Genomic DNA, 15,285 nt, shown 5'->3' on the forward strand with positions numbered 1-15,285 from the left:
ATTTTCTTCATCAGTTGAATCACAATGATGCTTCGAGAGAAAATGCCTCTTACAGCCCCTGCGTAAAGTTGCTTTAGAACAGTAAAATTTGATATGATAAAGTGTATATGACTTATGATCATGACCACGAACACGTATCATTTTTGGAGGTGAACCTGCATGTCTAGAATTTCAATAGAAGAAGTAAAGCACGTGGCGCATTTGGCACGGCTTGCAATTACAGAAGAAGAAGCTGAGATGTTTACAGAACAGCTTGATAGCATCATTTCATTTGCAGAGCAGTTAAACGAGGTAGATACGGAAAACGTTGAACCAACAACACACGTATTAAAAATGAAAAACGTCATGAGAGAAGATGTTCCGAATAAAGGTCTTTCCATTGAGGCAGTCATCAAAAACGCGCCTGATCATAAAGACGGCTATATTCGTGTGCCATCAATTTTGGACTAAAGGAGGCCTGAGGCATGTCACTGTTTGATCACAAAATTTCTGAATTAAAAGAGCTTTTACATAAAAAGGAACTGTCTGTTTCTGATTTAGTGGACGAGTCTTATAAACGAATCAATGAAGTAGACGGGAAAGTACAAGCATTCCTTGCACTGGACGAAGAGAAAGCTCGTGCGTATGCAAAGGAATTGGACGAGGCAGTTGGTGAAAAGGACGAGCTTGGTCTATTGTTCGGTATGCCAATCGGTGTGAAAGATAACATCGTCACAAAGGATTTACGCACAACAGCGTCTAGTAAAATCCTGCAAAACTTTGATCCTATTTATGATGCAACGGTTGTCAATCGTCTAAGAGATGCGGAAGCAGTCACAATCGGTAAATTAAATATGGACGAATTTGCAATGGGATCTTCTACAGAGAACTCAGGCTACAAAGCAACGAAAAACCCTTGGAATTTAAACACTGTTCCAGGTGGATCAAGTGGTGGCTCAGCAGCTTCTGTTGCAGCAGGTGAAGTACCATTCTCACTTGGATCAGATACGGGCGGTTCGATTCGCCAGCCGGCATCATTCTGCGGCGTTGTGGGTCTGAAGCCGACGTATGGCCGTGTATCTAGATACGGCTTAATCGCATTTGCTTCTTCATTAGATCAAATCGGGCCGATTACGCGTAACGTAGAGGACAACGCATACGTTCTTCAAGCGATTGCTGGAGTCGATCAAATGGACGCAACGAGTGCAAATGTCGACGTCCCAGATTTTCTTTCTTCATTAACTGGAGACATCAAAGGCATGAAAATAGCAGTGCCAAAAGAATACCTTGGAGAAGGTGTTGGCGAGGAAGCAAAAGAGTCTGTTCTTCAAGCGTTAAAAGTATTAGAAGGACTTGGTGCCACATGGGAAGAAGTGTCTCTTCCGCATTCTAAATATGCGCTTTCGACTTACTACTTACTGTCTTCTTCAGAAGCATCTGCAAACCTTTCGCGTTTTGACGGCATCCGTTATGGCTACCGTACAGATAATGCAGAAAACCTGATTGATTTATATAAAAATACTCGTTCTGAAGGCTTTGGAAACGAAGTGAAACGCCGCATCATGCTTGGCACATTCGCTCTTAGCTCAGGATATTATGATGCATACTATAAAAAGGCGCAAAAAGTCCGTACATTGATCAAAAAAGACTTCGAAGATGTTTTTGAAAAGTATGATGTCATTGTAGGACCAACAACACCAACTCCTGCATTTAAGATTGGTGAAAAGACAAGCGATCCACTGACAATGTACGCGAACGATATTTTAACGATCCCTGTGAACCTTGCAGGCGTTCCAGGAATCAGTGTGCCTTGTGGATTTGCAAACGGTCTTCCGTTAGGACTGCAAATCATTGGCAAGCACTTTGATGAAGGAACGGTTTACCGCGTGGCTCACGCTTTCGAGCAAGCAACAGATCATCATAAAGCAAAACCTGAACTGTAAGGGGTGAATCAGAATGAACTTTGAAACGGTAATTGGACTTGAAGTCCACGTTGAGCTAAAAACACAATCAAAAATTTTCTCCAGCTCGCCGACACCTTTTGGTGCAGCTGCCAACACGCAAACAAGTGTCATAGACCTTGGATATCCTGGCGTACTGCCTGTATTGAACAAAGAAGCGGTGAACTTTGCAATGAAAGCAGCAATGGCGCTAAACTGCGAGATCGCAACAGATACAAAATTTGACCGTAAAAACTACTTCTATCCTGATAACCCAAAGGCGTATCAAATTTCTCAATTTGATAAACCGATCGGTGAAAACGGCTGGATTGAAATTGAAGTAGAAGGCAAAACGAAACGAATCGGTATTACGCGTCTCCATTTGGAAGAGGATGCAGGTAAACTGACGCACACAGGCGACGGATATTCACTTGTCGACTTCAACCGTCAAGGCACACCGCTTGTTGAAATCGTATCTGAGCCAGACATTCGCACACCAGAAGAAGCGTATGCTTACTTAGAAAAACTAAAATCTATTATTCAATATACAGGCGTATCTGATTGTAAGATGGAAGAAGGCTCACTTCGCTGTGATGCCAACATTTCACTTCGTCCGATCGGCCGTGAAGAGTTTGGAACGAAAACAGAGCTCAAGAACTTGAACTCATTTGCTTTCGTACAAAAAGGTCTTGAATTCGAAGAGAAACGTCAAGAGCAAGTATTGCTTTCTGGCGGCTTGATCGAACAAGAAACTCGCCGCTATGACGAAGCGTCTAAAAAGACGATCCTCATGCGTGTCAAAGAGGGGTCAGATGATTACCGCTACTTCCCAGAACCAGATTTGGTGGAGCTGTACATTGATGACGAGTGGAAAGAACGCGTAAGAGCATCGATCCCAGAGCTTCCAGACGAGCGCCGCAAACGCTACATCGATGAGCTTGGGCTTCCTGCATATGATGCGATGGTGCTGACGCTGACAAAAGAAATGTCTGATTTCTTTGAAGCAACCATTTCAGAAGGTGCAGAAGCGAAGCAAGCTTCAAACTGGCTAATGGGTGAAGTATCTGCCTACTTAAATTCAGCTCAAAAAGAGCTGGAAGATACAAAGCTAACGCCGCAAGGCCTGGCTGGCATGATCAATCTCATCGAAAAAGGAACGATTTCTTCTAAGATTGCCAAAAAGGTATTCAAAGAGCTGATTGAAAATGGGGGAGACGCAGAAACAATCGTCAAAGAAAAAGGGCTTGTCCAAATTTCTGACGAAGGTGCCCTGCTCAAACTTGTCACAGAAGCACTTGATAACAACCCGCAATCCATCGAAGACTTTAAAAATGGAAAAGACCGCGCGATTGGTTTCTTAGTCGGACAAATCATGAAAGCATCGAAGGGACAAGCGAACCCGCCGATGGTCAACAAGATTCTCCTAGAAGAAATCAAAAAACGCTAATGAACAATAGCAAAAACCGCCTCATGAGAAGAGGCGGTTTTTTTTGCTTGAAATGACAGGGTCTTATCATAGATTCAGACCACCGCCGTATATCAATTCGGAGATTCTTTTCTTATAATGAAGTATAAGCGAAAGTGCACATTCGAAGGGGGATAAAGGTGAACGAATCGGAAAAACAGCACGTAATGTTATTGAAGAAAAAGCTTCAATTGTTCAACTACTTTTAAGACAGCAGGGTCCTCACACTTTTCTAAATTCGTCAGCATCCCTTGAATGACTGGCTTACGAGGCTCAGCTTTCGCCAGTTCTTCTTCAATGACTTCAATGGATACAAGGGTATCATCAGAAAGCAAATGCTCAAGCTTTAACAAACGAAGCTCCTCTTGAAGGGAAGCAGCACTCTGCGCTTCATCGTCCCAAATGGTTGGCTTTAAGATCGGTTTCGTCTGAGAACGAAGCATACCTTGAACCAAATCATCAAACCGTTCGAGTATAAAGGAAGAGAGCTCATCAAATGATAATTGCATCTGATCTTGTAAAAGCAGCACCTGCACATACGATTGGATGATTCCTTGAATCATGACTGACAGGTCAGTTATATATGGTTCGATCTCCTGTCCATAAGTGGTCAAGATGGAAATTTGAATTTCATCATTCATTTGCTTTTTCACAGTTTTTGAATACTTTTTAATTTGCTGGTTTTCTGGAATAATGTTCTCGCTGAGGATCAAAATGATAAAATCCTTGTTCTCAGCAAAATGCTGAAACTGTTCAGCGATTTGCTTCTGGAAGATCTCTCTCGGCGCGAGATGCTGATTCTCTTTTCGAATCGTTTCAATACTTTGCATAGACGTGTCGATATAATATTCGAACGCTCGGTTGAAAAGCTGTTCTTTTGATTTGAAATGCAAATAAAACGCGCCTTTCGATATTCCGCACTCATCTGCTATTTCCTGAATGGTCGTAGAAGAAAAACCCTTTTTCGCAAACAACTGGATGCTTGCTTTAATGATTTTTTCTTTTTTTTCGTTCATGAAATAAGGCCCCTTCAGCTTTAGAATGTTACGTCAAACGCAAGAGAAATGGTTGACGGCATTGTATATCACCGTTTATTATGATATAGAATGACCAGTCAGTCAATACATAAAGGAAAATGGAGGACATAATGAATTCGATCATCAATTTTGTATTAAAGAATAAGTTCGCTGTATGGCTCATGACAATTATCGTAACAGTTGCTGGTCTATATGCTGGATTGAATATGAAACAAGAATCAATCCCGAATATCAACACTCCAGTCATTACGGTTTCTACAACGTATCCTGGCGCAACGCCGGACGAAGTATCAGATAAGGTGACCGATCCAATTGAAAAATCGATCCAAAACCTAAACGGAGTCAATGTGGTCACATCCAATTCATTTGAAAATGCCTCATCGATTCAAGTCGAGTACGACTACAACAAAGACATGGATGAAGCAAAAAAGGAAATTGAAGATGCTGTTAACAATATCAATTTTCCGGAAAATGCAGAAAAACCAAAAATCGCACGCTTTAGTATCAATGCGGTTCCAATATTAGCACTTAGTGTATCTGGTGATAAAGAATCATTAGAAAACCTGACGAAAAAAGTGGAAGATGACCTTGTCCCTTCACTTGAAGGATTAGACGGTGTATCTTCCGTCGAAGCTTCGGGACAGCAAATCAAAGAAGTAGAATTTTCTTTTAAACAAAAGAAATTGAAAGAATACGGTTTAGATGAAGAAACCGTCCAAAATATGATCAAAGGCTCTGATGTCAACGTACCATTAGGTCTATACACATTCGGCAACAAACAAAAATCAGTTGTCGTTGATGGCAATATTTTAAGCGTCAAAGATTTGAAAAACATGCGAATTCCTGTCACACCAGGTGCTAGTGGCGGTGCAGGAAGCGCTGGAGCCGGAGCGCCTTCTAACGGCTCAGGAAATGCAGGAGCGCAAGGCGCAGAGCAGCAGGCTGGTGCAAGTCAGCAGCAGGCAGTAGCTCAGCAGCAAACTGGTGGCGGTTCAGCAAGCAGCCAATCTGTGGAGCTGCCGACAATCAAGCTTTCTGAGATTACGGATATTAAAGTCGTCAAGGATGCAGAATCGATCTCTAGAACAAATGGAAAAGACAGTATCGGTCTGCAAATTGTTAAAGGCTCTGATGCCAACACAGTAAGTGTAGCAGAAGCAGTCACAAAAGAACTCGAGAAGTTCAAGAAAGATAACAAAGGAATCAAAGTAAGTACCACATATGATCAAGCAGAGCCGATAAAAGAGTCTGTCAGCACAATGCTGAACAAGGCAATCATCGGAGCAATCTTTGCGATCATTATCATTATGTTGTTCCTTCGAGATATCAAATCAACCTTAATTTCGGTTATTTCCATTCCGTTATCTCTGTTGATTGCTGTTTTAATATTGAATCAGCTGGATATCACACTAAATATCATGACACTTGGTGCCATGACCGTCGCCATTGGGCGTGTTGTTGATGACTCCATTGTTGTCATAGAAAACATATATCGACGAATGGCATTAAAGGATGAGCCATTAAAAGGAAAAGAACTCGTTAAAGAAGCCACAAAAGAAATGTTTATTCCAATCATGTCTTCGACGATTGTCACAATTGCGGTCTTTTTACCGCTAGCACTTGTGGGTGGAATGATTGGAGAACTATTCATCCCATTTGCATTAACGATTGTGTTTGCTTTAATGGCTTCACTCCTTGTAGCCATTACGATTGTTCCAATGATGGCACACAGTTTATTTAAAAAGAACCTGTACGGCACAGCGAAAAAGGTAAAAGAGCATAAACCAAGCAAGCTTGCTAGCGGTTATAGACGCGTACTCAATTGGGCATTGAACCACAAATGGATCACATCAGGAATTGCCATTCTTATGCTTGTCGGAAGCTTATTCTTAGCTCCACTTGTCGGTGTCAGCTTCTTACCACAGGAAGCAGAGAAGACGGCGATGGTGACTTATACACCTGAACCTGGACAAACGAGAGAACAAGCTATCGATGAAACGAAAAAAGCAGAAGAATATTTGATCAAACGTGACCATGTCAATACTGTTCAATATTCACTTGGCTCTTCAAATGCGCTTACAGCAAGTGTAGGCGGTAACTCTAACGGTGCGTTATTCTTCGTACAATATGATGAGGACACACCGAATTTTGATAAAGAAAAAGATCGCGTGGTCAAAGCCCTGCAAGACAAAGTGTCTAAAGGGGAATGGAAATCACAAGACTTCTCATCTGCTGGCGCAAGCAATACAGTGACGTACTATGTGTACGGTGATAAAGCAAGTGATATTGAAGGCACAGTAAAAGAAGTCGAAAATATTTTAAAAGATGAGAAAAACCTGAAAAACGTCAGTACAAGCTTATCTGAGAAATATGACGAATATACGTTTAATGCAGATCAAGAAAAACTGGCGAAACTAGGGCTGACAGCTTCACAAATTGCACAAGCGATTGCTCCTCAAAATAGTGAAACAACACTGACGAAAGTAACTGAGGACGGCAAAGAACTTGATGTGAATCTTCAAACGGAAAAAGATGAATATAAGAGCAAAAAAGATTTAGAAAATAAAAAGATCACAACACCGACAGGCCAAGAAGTCCGAATTGGTGATGTTGTTAAAGTGAAGGATGGCTCAACAGCAAATACTGTGACAAAGCGTGATGGAAAAATCTACGCAGAAGTGTCTGGTGACATGACAACAGACGACGTATCAAGTGTGACACAAGATGTTCAGAAGAAAGTCGACAAGCTTGACCTGAAATCTGGCGTAACGATTGACACAGGAGGCGTAAGTGCAGATATTGAGGAATCCTTTACACAGCTTGGGCTAGCAATGCTTGCAGCGATTGCCATTGTGTATCTCGTTCTCGTCATCACATTTGGCGGAGGTCTTGCACCATTTGCAATTCTCTTCTCGCTTCCATTTACAATTATTGGCGCGCTCGTTGGGTTGTTTTTAGCAAAAGAAACCATCAGCTTAAACGCCATGATTGGATTGCTCATGCTGATCGGAATTGTTGTGACAAATGCGATCGTCTTGATTGACCGAGTCATTCATAAAGAGAAAGAAGGACTCTCAACAAGAGAGGCATTACTGGAAGCTGGTACAATAAGAGTACGTCCAATCTTAATGACGGCACTTGCGACAATTGGGGCACTTCTTCCGTTAGCATTAGGATTTGAAGGCGGAAGCCAAATTGTTTCAAAAGGACTTGGCGTCACAGTCATTGGTGGTCTCGCAAGTTCAACATTGCTAACACTGGTTATCGTACCAATCGTATACGAAGTGTTAAGCAAATTTAAACGCAAAAAGAAATACGTAGAAGAAGATTGAGATGGGGCCCCGCTTTGATGGCGGGGCTTTTTTATGTTGAAATCTGACAAACAGCTCTTCTCATAAGCTCTTCAAATGCTTGGAAAAATGCGTCACGATCGACATGGTCGATCACTTGAATTGATTTTCCATCTGTATGTTCTTCGGTACGTCCTTGCTTTGGCGTTTCGGTGTAAACGATTGCATTCATTTCCTTTGAACGAGTAAATGATGAGGAATCAAGAGTGATCGTTGTCAGCACATCCCATAAGTAGTAAGTCGAGTTGGTTTCGTGATGAATGAGAGGCGGGCAAAAGGCGTAGCACTGCCCAATAAAATCTATTCCAATATGAGAACGAAGGGAAGCCCAGCGCTGACGAATATCAGGTGTAAGCGGAACTTGATTCGTGCTTTCAAGTGCGACCATATCAATAGGAAAGCGTTCCTTGAAGACAGTGCTGACAGCATAAGGGTCCCAAAATGCATTCCATTCTGCTGTCCCATCATGCTCGGGTTCCTCAACATTGCCTTTTTCAAGAAATGTACCCCCCATCCATACCAATTTTTCAATTTTATTAGAGATTGAAGGATCTTCTTCTAAGGCGCGTGCAAGGTCTGTGAGCGGACCTGTAAAGAGCAGCGTGACAGGTTCTGCTGACTTTTTAACGGTTTCGATTAAATGAAGGTGTGCTGGAAGCTTGGACACTTTTGTATCAACAGTGCCTTTCTCGTTTAAAATAGGTAAGGCGTCTACATAAAAAGCATGCATGCGCCACTCTTTCGGAAAAGGATTGACGCCTCTAGAATTTGAAGCAGCGACTTCAATTTCATAAGGGCTAAATCGATCGATGATTTTTTGAGACGCACTGAGAGCTGGCTCTAAATAACAATCAGCAGGAATCACAGACGTCCCAATCACTTTCAGATGTTCCATTTGAAGGAGAAGAAATAACGAGACGAGGTCATCAACACCGCCATCATGATTAAAATAGACATGCTTTTTCATCGCAAACCATCCTTTACAGCGTTTTCTTTTATCTTATCAAAATGCTTTCTTGCTGAGGGAAATGTGGCAGGAGATTTCTCATATTAGGGTGTTGTTCTGTTGCCATTTTCAAATCTCATAGTATAATTAAAGGTTGTTAGTGGTGAAAATAGATTGCATAATGAATATAGGATGATGATGAATGAAACGTGCTCGAATTATATACAATCCGACATCTGGGCGTGAACTCTTCAAGAAGAATTTGCCGCAGGTTTTGCAAAAATTTGAACAAGCTGGCTATGAAACATCTTGTCATGCAACGACATGTGCAGGAGATGCGACACAAGCAGCTGAAAAAGCTGCACAGAGAGACTTTGATTTAATTGTAGCAGCAGGTGGAGACGGCACGATCAATGAAGTCGTCAATGGACTAGCGCCGCTTGAAAAAAGACCAAAACTAGGAATTATTCCGGTTGGAACAACAAATGACTTCGCAAGAGCACTTGGCATTCCACGAGAAGGTGTTTTAAAAGCAACAGATGCCATTATAGATGGTATAGCGAAGCCGCTTGATATCGGTAAAGTCAATGGCCATTATTTTATTAATATTGCAGGCGGCGGCCGGTTAACAGAGCTCACTTATGAAGTGCCTAGTAAGCTGAAGACAATGCTTGGACAGCTTGCTTATTATTTAAAAGGCATGGAGATGCTTCCTTCTATCCGCCCGACAGAAGTCGAAATTGAATATGACGGCAAATTGTTTCATGGAGAAATCATGCTGTTTCTTGTTTCACTCACAAACTCAGTAGGCGGCTTTGAAAAGCTAGCGCCAGATTCTGTTTTAGATGATGGAATGTTTGACCTGATTATTTTAAAGAAGGTCAATTTAGCAGAAGCCATTCGAGTAGTCAGCCTTGCACTGCGAGGCGAGCATATTCATGATAACAATGTCATCTACACAAAAGCGAATCGCGTAAAGGTAGATGTAAAAGATAAAATGCAATTGAATTTAGATGGCGAATTCGGCGGCATGCTGCCAGGTGAATTTGAAAACCTGTATCGTCATATTGAGTTTATAGTGCCAAAAGCAACAGCTGAAAAAATAGGGTAGAGATTGAACTTGGTTCCTTATGGCGCCAAGTTTTTCTTTGCAAATGAGGTGATAAAATTGGTGAAAATGAAACCGCCTGTTGAAAAGAATGAATACTACAATGTAACCTTTGAAGACTTAACGCACGAAGGTGCAGGTGTAGCGAAAATTGAAGGGTTCCCTGTCTTTGTACCGAATGCCCTTCCAGACGAACAAGGGAAAATCAAGGTCACACGTGTGAAAAAAGGATTTGCTTTTGGGCGACTCATGGAGCTGACAAAGGAAAGTCAGCATAGGCAAGATGCGCCATGTCCTATCTATAAGCAGTGCGGAGGCTGTCAAATTCAGCACATGAGCTATGAAGGCCAGCTGCTATTTAAACAGAAACAAGTAAAGGACGTTTTAGAGCGGATCGGCAAACTTGATATGAGCCGTGTAAAAGTTCATCCTGTACTCGGCATGGAAGACCCTTGGAATTACAGAAACAAAGCACAAGTTCCAATTGGCGAACGCGAAGGCGGACTAGTTGCAGGATTTTATCAGCAGCGTACCCATGAAATCATCGATATGGAAAAATGTTTGATCCAGCAGTCAGAAAATGACGAAGTGGTACAGGCAGTAAAAGACATATGTAATGCGTTTGGCATCAAAGCATATAACGAAGAGCGGCACAAAGGCTGGCTGCGTCATGTGATGGTTCGCTACGGCATTGCAACAGGTGAAATGATGGTTGTGTTTGTTACTAGAACGGCTGACTTTCCGCAAAAGCAGCAGGTGATTGAGCAGATTATAGCACGCTTCCCACACGTTCGGTCAATTGTGCAAAACGTGAATTCAAAGAAAACAAATGTCATTTTCGGAGACGAAACGACCGTTTTATGGGGAGAAGAATACATTTATGACACGATTGGCGACATCAAATTTGCCATTTCAGCTCGTTCATTTTATCAAGTGAACCCAACCCAAACAAAAGTGCTTTATGACAAAGCCCTTGAATATGCCGAGCTGCAAGGAGAAGAAACCGTGATTGATGCGTATTGCGGAATCGGTACGATTTCCTTATTTCTCGCACAAAAAGCAGGCAAAGTATACGGCGTAGAAATTGTGCCAGAAGCGATTGAAGACGCAAAACGCAACGCTGCCTTAAACGAGATCAACAACGTCGAATTCGCAGTCGGTGAAGCAGAAACTGTTATCCCAAACTGGTATAAAGAAGGCATCAAAGCAGACACCCTTGTCGTCGATCCGCCGAGAAAAGGCTGCGACGAAGCACTGCTTGATACGATTTTAAAGATGAAACCAAAACGCGTTGTTTATGTTTCCTGTAATCCAGGGACGCTAGCTCGTGATTTGCGTATTCTTGAAGATGGTGGGTATGTGACGGAAGAAGTGCAACCTGTGGATATGTTTCCGCATACGAGTCATGTGGAGTGTGTGGCAAGTCTTGTGATTAATCAATAATGGAGATGTCCTGATTTCGTGAAAAATATCGATATCGGGATATTTTTATTATTGCTTCCCCTCCGTTAGAATGAAAAATTCGCTTGAAATTCTATTAAAGTAAAACTCTATAGACATATGAATATAGATAGAAAAAGTCATGAAATGGAATAAAATCCCTTCTCCATTAATGGATGGGGGGTTCTTCTTCTATGTTCTGATTTTTTTGATCAAGTGCAGAGGATATGATATCAAGTCCGATGTATAAAAAGCTAACAAAGAAAGATAAAATCAATACCCCATTTCCCCATATAGAAACTTCAATTATCTTCAAATTTAGTACATATTTAATCGTGAAGTAAATAAGAGCCCACGAAGCAAAAAATTCTAAAATATAAGTTATCCATTTTGGGACCTTCAACAAAAAAGTGATTCCTTTCCCTATAAATAAAACGATAAATGACCAAAAAATCACAATGATGCTAACTAACAACGAGAAGGTAATCAAAGAAAAAAATGAATCATAAGTGATGTATTCACCGAAAAGAAAATTTACTCCCAATGATACTAGGTAAAGCATACCAGTTGGAAGGACAATAACTAAACTTAGGGAAAAAAATATAAGTAAAATAAGAAGAACGGCAGCAATAGCGCCAGGGGCTTCATCTACAACGTTTTTCTTTCTTAAAAAAGTATAGAGTATGATAGACACTAAAAGGAGTATTAAAAAAGTCAATGAAATCACGTAAGAAAAAGACATGAAGATCCTCCATTAAAAAGCGCTATTAGAAACTAATAGCACTTATTTTTATATTTAGATAAGATTAACGATGAACTTTGCCAAAGTTTTAGCAGCATCTCTAGGCGCACCCATTTTAAATAAAAGCATTTGTGAACTGTTTTTCTGTCTACTTTTCTCCCCTTTATCCATTACTTTTGCGATTTTGGCAGAAAGTTTTCTGATCCAAACAGCAGCTTTTAAGAAAATCACTCTTATCTATGCGATACACAAAGATTGTAACAAAAACCATATTAAGAATGAATTGTATCTTAGTACTGTATTTTATATAACGTGATATATTTTGAATAAAGAATAACTAAAGATGAATAAGTTATTTATCAGTTTAACAATTTTTTCTGTGTTATTCGCTGCCGGTTGGTCGCTTGATAAAATCATTACTTCTAATACTTATCATGTAACAGAAAAGGCAATTACAATTTAAAAAGCCCCTGCAGAGGGCTTTTTTTATTTGAATATCTTTTTTATTAGTTTGCCAGATGCATTACCTGCTGCCCGTCTGACACGTTTTCCAGTAGTACCTTTTTGAACAACGTTTACGTCTTCTCAAATTTTTGATATTTTATAAAGTGCTGATAGCATTTTGTTAATGTTCATTTTATGCTCCTTTTGCGTTGAATCCTTACAAAAGTATATAATGATAAAAATTGCTGAAAGACTTTATAGAAGGACATGCCCTAAAAGGTGCTATGTCATGAGAGGAATTGGATGAAAGATGAGTGAAAATTTCTGGCGTGATTTACCACGGCCATTTTTTATATTAGCACCAATGGAAGAAGTGACAGATGTTGTGTTTCGTCATGTTGTGAGTGAGGCGGCGAGACCAGATGTGTTTTTCACAGAGTTTACGAATAGTGAGAGCTATTGCCATCCTGATGGGATTCAAAGTGTGAAAGGGCGTTTAACCTTTACAGAGGATGAGCAGCCGATTGTTGCTCATATTTGGGGAGACAATCCTGAGAACTTTAGGCAAATGAGTATTGGAATGGCGGAATTAGGATTTCAGGGGCTTGATATTAATATGGGCTGTCCTGTCCCAAATGTCACGCAAAACGGGAAGGGCAGTGGCTTGATTCTTCGCCCAGATGTTGCGGCAGAGCTAATTCAAGCGGCAAAAGCTGGAGGATTACCAGTCAGCGTAAAAACAAGACTTGGTTTTACAGAGGTCGATGAATGGCGCGATTGGCTCAGACACATTTTGGAGCAAGACATTGTGAACTTATCGATCCACCTTCGTACAAGAAAGGAAATGAGCCAGGTGGATGCGCATTGGGAGCTCATTCCTGAGATTGTAAAACTTCGTGATGAAGTAGCACCTGATACGCTTTTGACCATCAATGGTGATATTCCTGATCGTCAAACGGGCTTAAAGCTCGCTGAGCAGTATGGAGTGGACGGTGTGATGATTGGGCGCGGGATTTTCCATAACCCATTTGCTTTTGAAAAAGAGCCGAAGGAGCATACGAGTGATGAGCTGCTAGGTCTTTTAAGATTGCATCTTGATCTTCATGATCAATATTCCTCATTAGGCTTGCGTCCATTCAAGGCGTTGCACCGTTTCTTTAAGATTTATGTAAAAGGATTCAGAGGAGCGAGCTTCCTAAGAAACCAATTAATGAACACATCATCAACAGATGAAGTGCGTGCAATGCTAGATGAATTTGAAGCGAGAAATCAAGAACAATCATGATGAGAAAGAGGAGGGGAAGCCCTTCTCTTTTTTCTATGAATAGGTCTATTAAACTAGCGGCTCTAAATGGTAAAATGAGATAGAAATAACAATTGGAGGTATTTTATTTGAAACCATTTTGGGATACAGACATAGAAAGTGAAGAGACATTTAAGAAAATCAATGAGAAAGGCATCGCAAAAGCGGAAAAGAAGCTAGGCGTCACCTTGCCTGATACATATAAAAAACTTATTCTTGAACAAAATGGCGGGTATACCCTGCATAACGCCTTTCCAACGGACCAGCCGAATGGATGGGCAGAGGATCATGTGTCATTTGATCATTTAAGAGGAATTGCCAAAGGCGAAGGCATCATGGATAGTGATTATTTAATAGAAGAATGGGAATTGCCTGAGGGACTTGTGCTCATTTGTGGGGATGGTCATACGTGGATTGCATTGGACTATAGAGAAACAAAGGAGCATCCGCCGATTCATTACTTTGATCTAGAATATGAGACGGATTTCAAATTAGCGGATTCGTTTGATGAATTGATTGCGGGGCATTATACCGCAGAGGATAGTGAAGAAGATGGGATGTCAGATGAAGAGTGGCTGGCTGAATACGAAAAGCAAAATAAACCATTATCAAAAGAAGAAGTGAAAGACATTTTCATCACCAAAGACCCTGAACAGCTTTCAAAAATCGCGAATTTTCAAGTGGAACAAATTGATGATGTTAAGTGGTTTTTTTCTGAAGTCGAAACATATATGGACACCATTCAAGACGAAGAAATGTTAACGACTGCTGGCTGGGCAATTAATACGATCTTTATACTGAATGATGAGATGATTAAGCAGCATTCTGATGTTGTCGAGAGTGCACGTCGTTTTGCGGAGCATTTGAATCAATCAGAAATAGATGAAATGCACGACATAGCCATTAATATATCGATTGCGTTGGAATTTGATTTATAGGAGTAATACATCTTTTTTTATTGAGAAATCTATCATTTCAGCAAAAGACCCCCTCATCAAAAGGGGGTCACCATCCACTTACTCAGCGCTCTCCTCAACCTCACGGCTATCCTCTGTTTCACCAATATAAATAGGGCCGTTTGCGTGGTCGATTCGGATTGGCCATTCGTATGGGACTTGCAGGCGTCTTGCGATGGCTCTCCAAAACTTTGCAGAATCAAATTCTAGTTCTTGAAAGTCTTTGAGCAATTCTTTATAGGAAGATCCGTCAAATTGAATGTACGAGTCTTGCAGACGCATAAAGGCATAATGTCTCACTTCTAATGCTGCCGCAGCTTCCATTTCTTCTTCTGTTGCTTCTCCAATGATTGTTCCTGCGGGCGGAAGCATGTCGTATACGTTAAATTCCTCTTCTTCTTCGTGTGCTGCATTGTGCTGTTGATCTGACATTTTCTTCACTCCTTCTACTATTCATCATTGCTACACTTCTATTATCGGAAGAAAATGCGAAATGTGGAATGAATTCAGGAAGGAAATGCACGACACTTGCTTTTTTCCAAAGAATCTTTTAAGATAAATCACAGATATAAAAG

At 40.9% G+C, this 15,285-nt stretch carries 12 protein-coding genes; 8 read left to right on the forward strand and 4 right to left on the reverse strand.

Annotated elements, in window-relative coordinates; all coding sequences use genetic code 11:
• Window positions 1-159 precede the first annotated feature (159 nt).
• Genes gatC through gatB form a run of 3 tightly spaced genes read left to right on the forward strand, consistent with a single transcriptional unit; the run spans window position 160 to window position 3,366 of the window.
• Entirely contained in the window at window positions 160-450 is a 291-nt protein-coding gene (gatC, locus tag MHI33_RS04020) for an Asp-tRNA(Asn)/Glu-tRNA(Gln) amidotransferase subunit GatC (RefSeq protein WP_003213898.1), read from the forward strand.
• A gap of 14 nt (window positions 451-464) precedes the next feature.
• Complete coding sequence (gene gatA, locus MHI33_RS04025) at window positions 465-1,922, forward strand: Asp-tRNA(Asn)/Glu-tRNA(Gln) amidotransferase subunit GatA (protein ID WP_113768238.1); 1,458 nt, start codon at window positions 465-467, stop codon at window positions 1,920-1,922.
• A 13-nt stretch (window positions 1,923-1,935) separates the two neighbouring features.
• Window positions 1,936-3,366 (forward strand): Asp-tRNA(Asn)/Glu-tRNA(Gln) amidotransferase subunit GatB, encoded by a 1,431-nt coding sequence (gene gatB, locus MHI33_RS04030; protein ID WP_003214292.1) that lies wholly within the window; start codon window positions 1,936-1,938, stop codon window positions 3,364-3,366.
• A 188-nt stretch (window positions 3,367-3,554) separates the two neighbouring features.
• Here the strand turns inward: gatB and MHI33_RS04035 are convergent, their stop codons facing one another.
• On the reverse strand, window positions 3,555-4,400 hold the full coding sequence (locus tag MHI33_RS04035; protein ID WP_340909324.1) for a TetR/AcrR family transcriptional regulator: 846 nt from the start codon (window positions 4,398-4,400) through the stop codon (window positions 3,555-3,557).
• A gap of 131 nt (window positions 4,401-4,531) precedes the next feature.
• On the opposite strand from MHI33_RS04035, the gene MHI33_RS04040 reads away from it, so the two are divergent.
• The gene (locus MHI33_RS04040; protein WP_340909327.1) at window positions 4,532-7,753 is read left to right on the forward strand and encodes an efflux RND transporter permease subunit; all 3,222 of its coding nucleotides are present in this window, start codon (window positions 4,532-4,534) and stop codon (window positions 7,751-7,753) included.
• Window positions 7,754-7,784: 31 nt separating this feature from the next.
• Here the strand turns inward: MHI33_RS04040 and MHI33_RS04045 are convergent, their stop codons facing one another.
• Entirely contained in the window at window positions 7,785-8,738 is a 954-nt protein-coding gene (locus MHI33_RS04045) for a nucleoside hydrolase (protein WP_111912188.1), read from the reverse strand.
• Between the two features lie 181 nt (window positions 8,739-8,919).
• On the opposite strand from MHI33_RS04045, the gene MHI33_RS04050 reads away from it, so the two are divergent.
• Both MHI33_RS04050 and rlmD read left to right on the forward strand, forming a co-directional pair.
• The gene (locus tag MHI33_RS04050) at window positions 8,920-9,828 is read left to right on the forward strand and encodes a diacylglycerol kinase (protein ID WP_044141563.1); all 909 of its coding nucleotides are present in this window, start codon (window positions 8,920-8,922) and stop codon (window positions 9,826-9,828) included.
• A gap of 60 nt (window positions 9,829-9,888) precedes the next feature.
• Window positions 9,889-11,268: a 23S rRNA (uracil(1939)-C(5))-methyltransferase RlmD gene (gene rlmD, locus MHI33_RS04055; protein WP_265208840.1), complete on the forward strand. Its 1,380-nt coding sequence runs from the start codon at window positions 9,889-9,891 to the stop codon at window positions 11,266-11,268.
• Window positions 11,269-11,434: 166 nt separating this feature from the next.
• Here the strand turns inward: rlmD and MHI33_RS04060 are convergent, their stop codons facing one another.
• Window positions 11,435-12,007, reverse strand: a complete 573-nt coding sequence (locus MHI33_RS04060) for a hypothetical protein (RefSeq protein WP_340909332.1) — start codon at window positions 12,005-12,007, stop codon at window positions 11,435-11,437.
• A gap of 754 nt (window positions 12,008-12,761) precedes the next feature.
• On the opposite strand from MHI33_RS04060, the gene MHI33_RS04065 reads away from it, so the two are divergent.
• Together MHI33_RS04065 and MHI33_RS04070 are read left to right on the forward strand one after the other, a co-directional pair.
• A complete protein-coding gene (locus MHI33_RS04065; RefSeq protein ID WP_340909334.1) occupies window positions 12,762-13,736 on the forward strand; it encodes a tRNA dihydrouridine synthase in 975 nt (324 codons plus the stop codon).
• Between the two features lie 107 nt (window positions 13,737-13,843).
• Complete coding sequence (locus tag MHI33_RS04070) at window positions 13,844-14,692, forward strand: SMI1/KNR4 family protein (protein WP_340909337.1); 849 nt, start codon at window positions 13,844-13,846, stop codon at window positions 14,690-14,692.
• A gap of 78 nt (window positions 14,693-14,770) precedes the next feature.
• Here MHI33_RS04070 and MHI33_RS04075 read toward each other — a convergent pair whose 3' ends face one another.
• Complete coding sequence (locus tag MHI33_RS04075) at window positions 14,771-15,142, reverse strand: hypothetical protein (protein WP_024718616.1); 372 nt, start codon at window positions 15,140-15,142, stop codon at window positions 14,771-14,773.
• Window positions 15,143-15,285: the final 143 nt, after the last annotated feature.

Source organism: Bacillus sp. FSL K6-2971, assembly GCF_038006405.1.
Classification (GTDB): domain Bacteria; phylum Bacillota; class Bacilli; order Bacillales; family Bacillaceae; genus Bacillus; species Bacillus pumilus.

Bases quoted from the DNA above. Each gene is read 5' to 3' on its own strand.
- gatC (WP_003213898.1), top strand. From the start codon at position 160: ATGTCTAGAATTTCAATAGAAGAAGTAAAGCACGTGGCGCATTTGGCA.
- gatA (WP_113768238.1), top strand. From the start codon at position 465: ATGTCACTGTTTGATCACAAAATTTCTGAATTAAAAGAGCTTTTACAT.
- gatB (WP_003214292.1), top strand. From the start codon at position 1,936: ATGAACTTTGAAACGGTAATTGGACTTGAAGTCCACGTTGAGCTAAAA.
- MHI33_RS04035 (WP_340909324.1), bottom strand. From the start codon at position 4,400: ATGAACGAAAAAAAAGAAAAAATCATTAAAGCAAGCATCCAGTTGTTT.
- MHI33_RS04040 (WP_340909327.1), top strand. From the start codon at position 4,532: ATGAATTCGATCATCAATTTTGTATTAAAGAATAAGTTCGCTGTATGG.
- MHI33_RS04045 (WP_111912188.1), bottom strand. From the start codon at position 8,738: ATGAAAAAGCATGTCTATTTTAATCATGATGGCGGTGTTGATGACCTC.
- MHI33_RS04050 (WP_044141563.1), top strand. From the start codon at position 8,920: ATGAAACGTGCTCGAATTATATACAATCCGACATCTGGGCGTGAACTC.
- MHI33_RS04060 (WP_340909332.1), bottom strand. From the start codon at position 12,007: ATGTCTTTTTCTTACGTGATTTCATTGACTTTTTTAATACTCCTTTTA.
- MHI33_RS04065 (WP_340909334.1), top strand. From the start codon at position 12,762: ATGAGTGAAAATTTCTGGCGTGATTTACCACGGCCATTTTTTATATTA.
- MHI33_RS04075 (WP_024718616.1), bottom strand. From the start codon at position 15,142: ATGTCAGATCAACAGCACAATGCAGCACACGAAGAAGAAGAGGAATTT.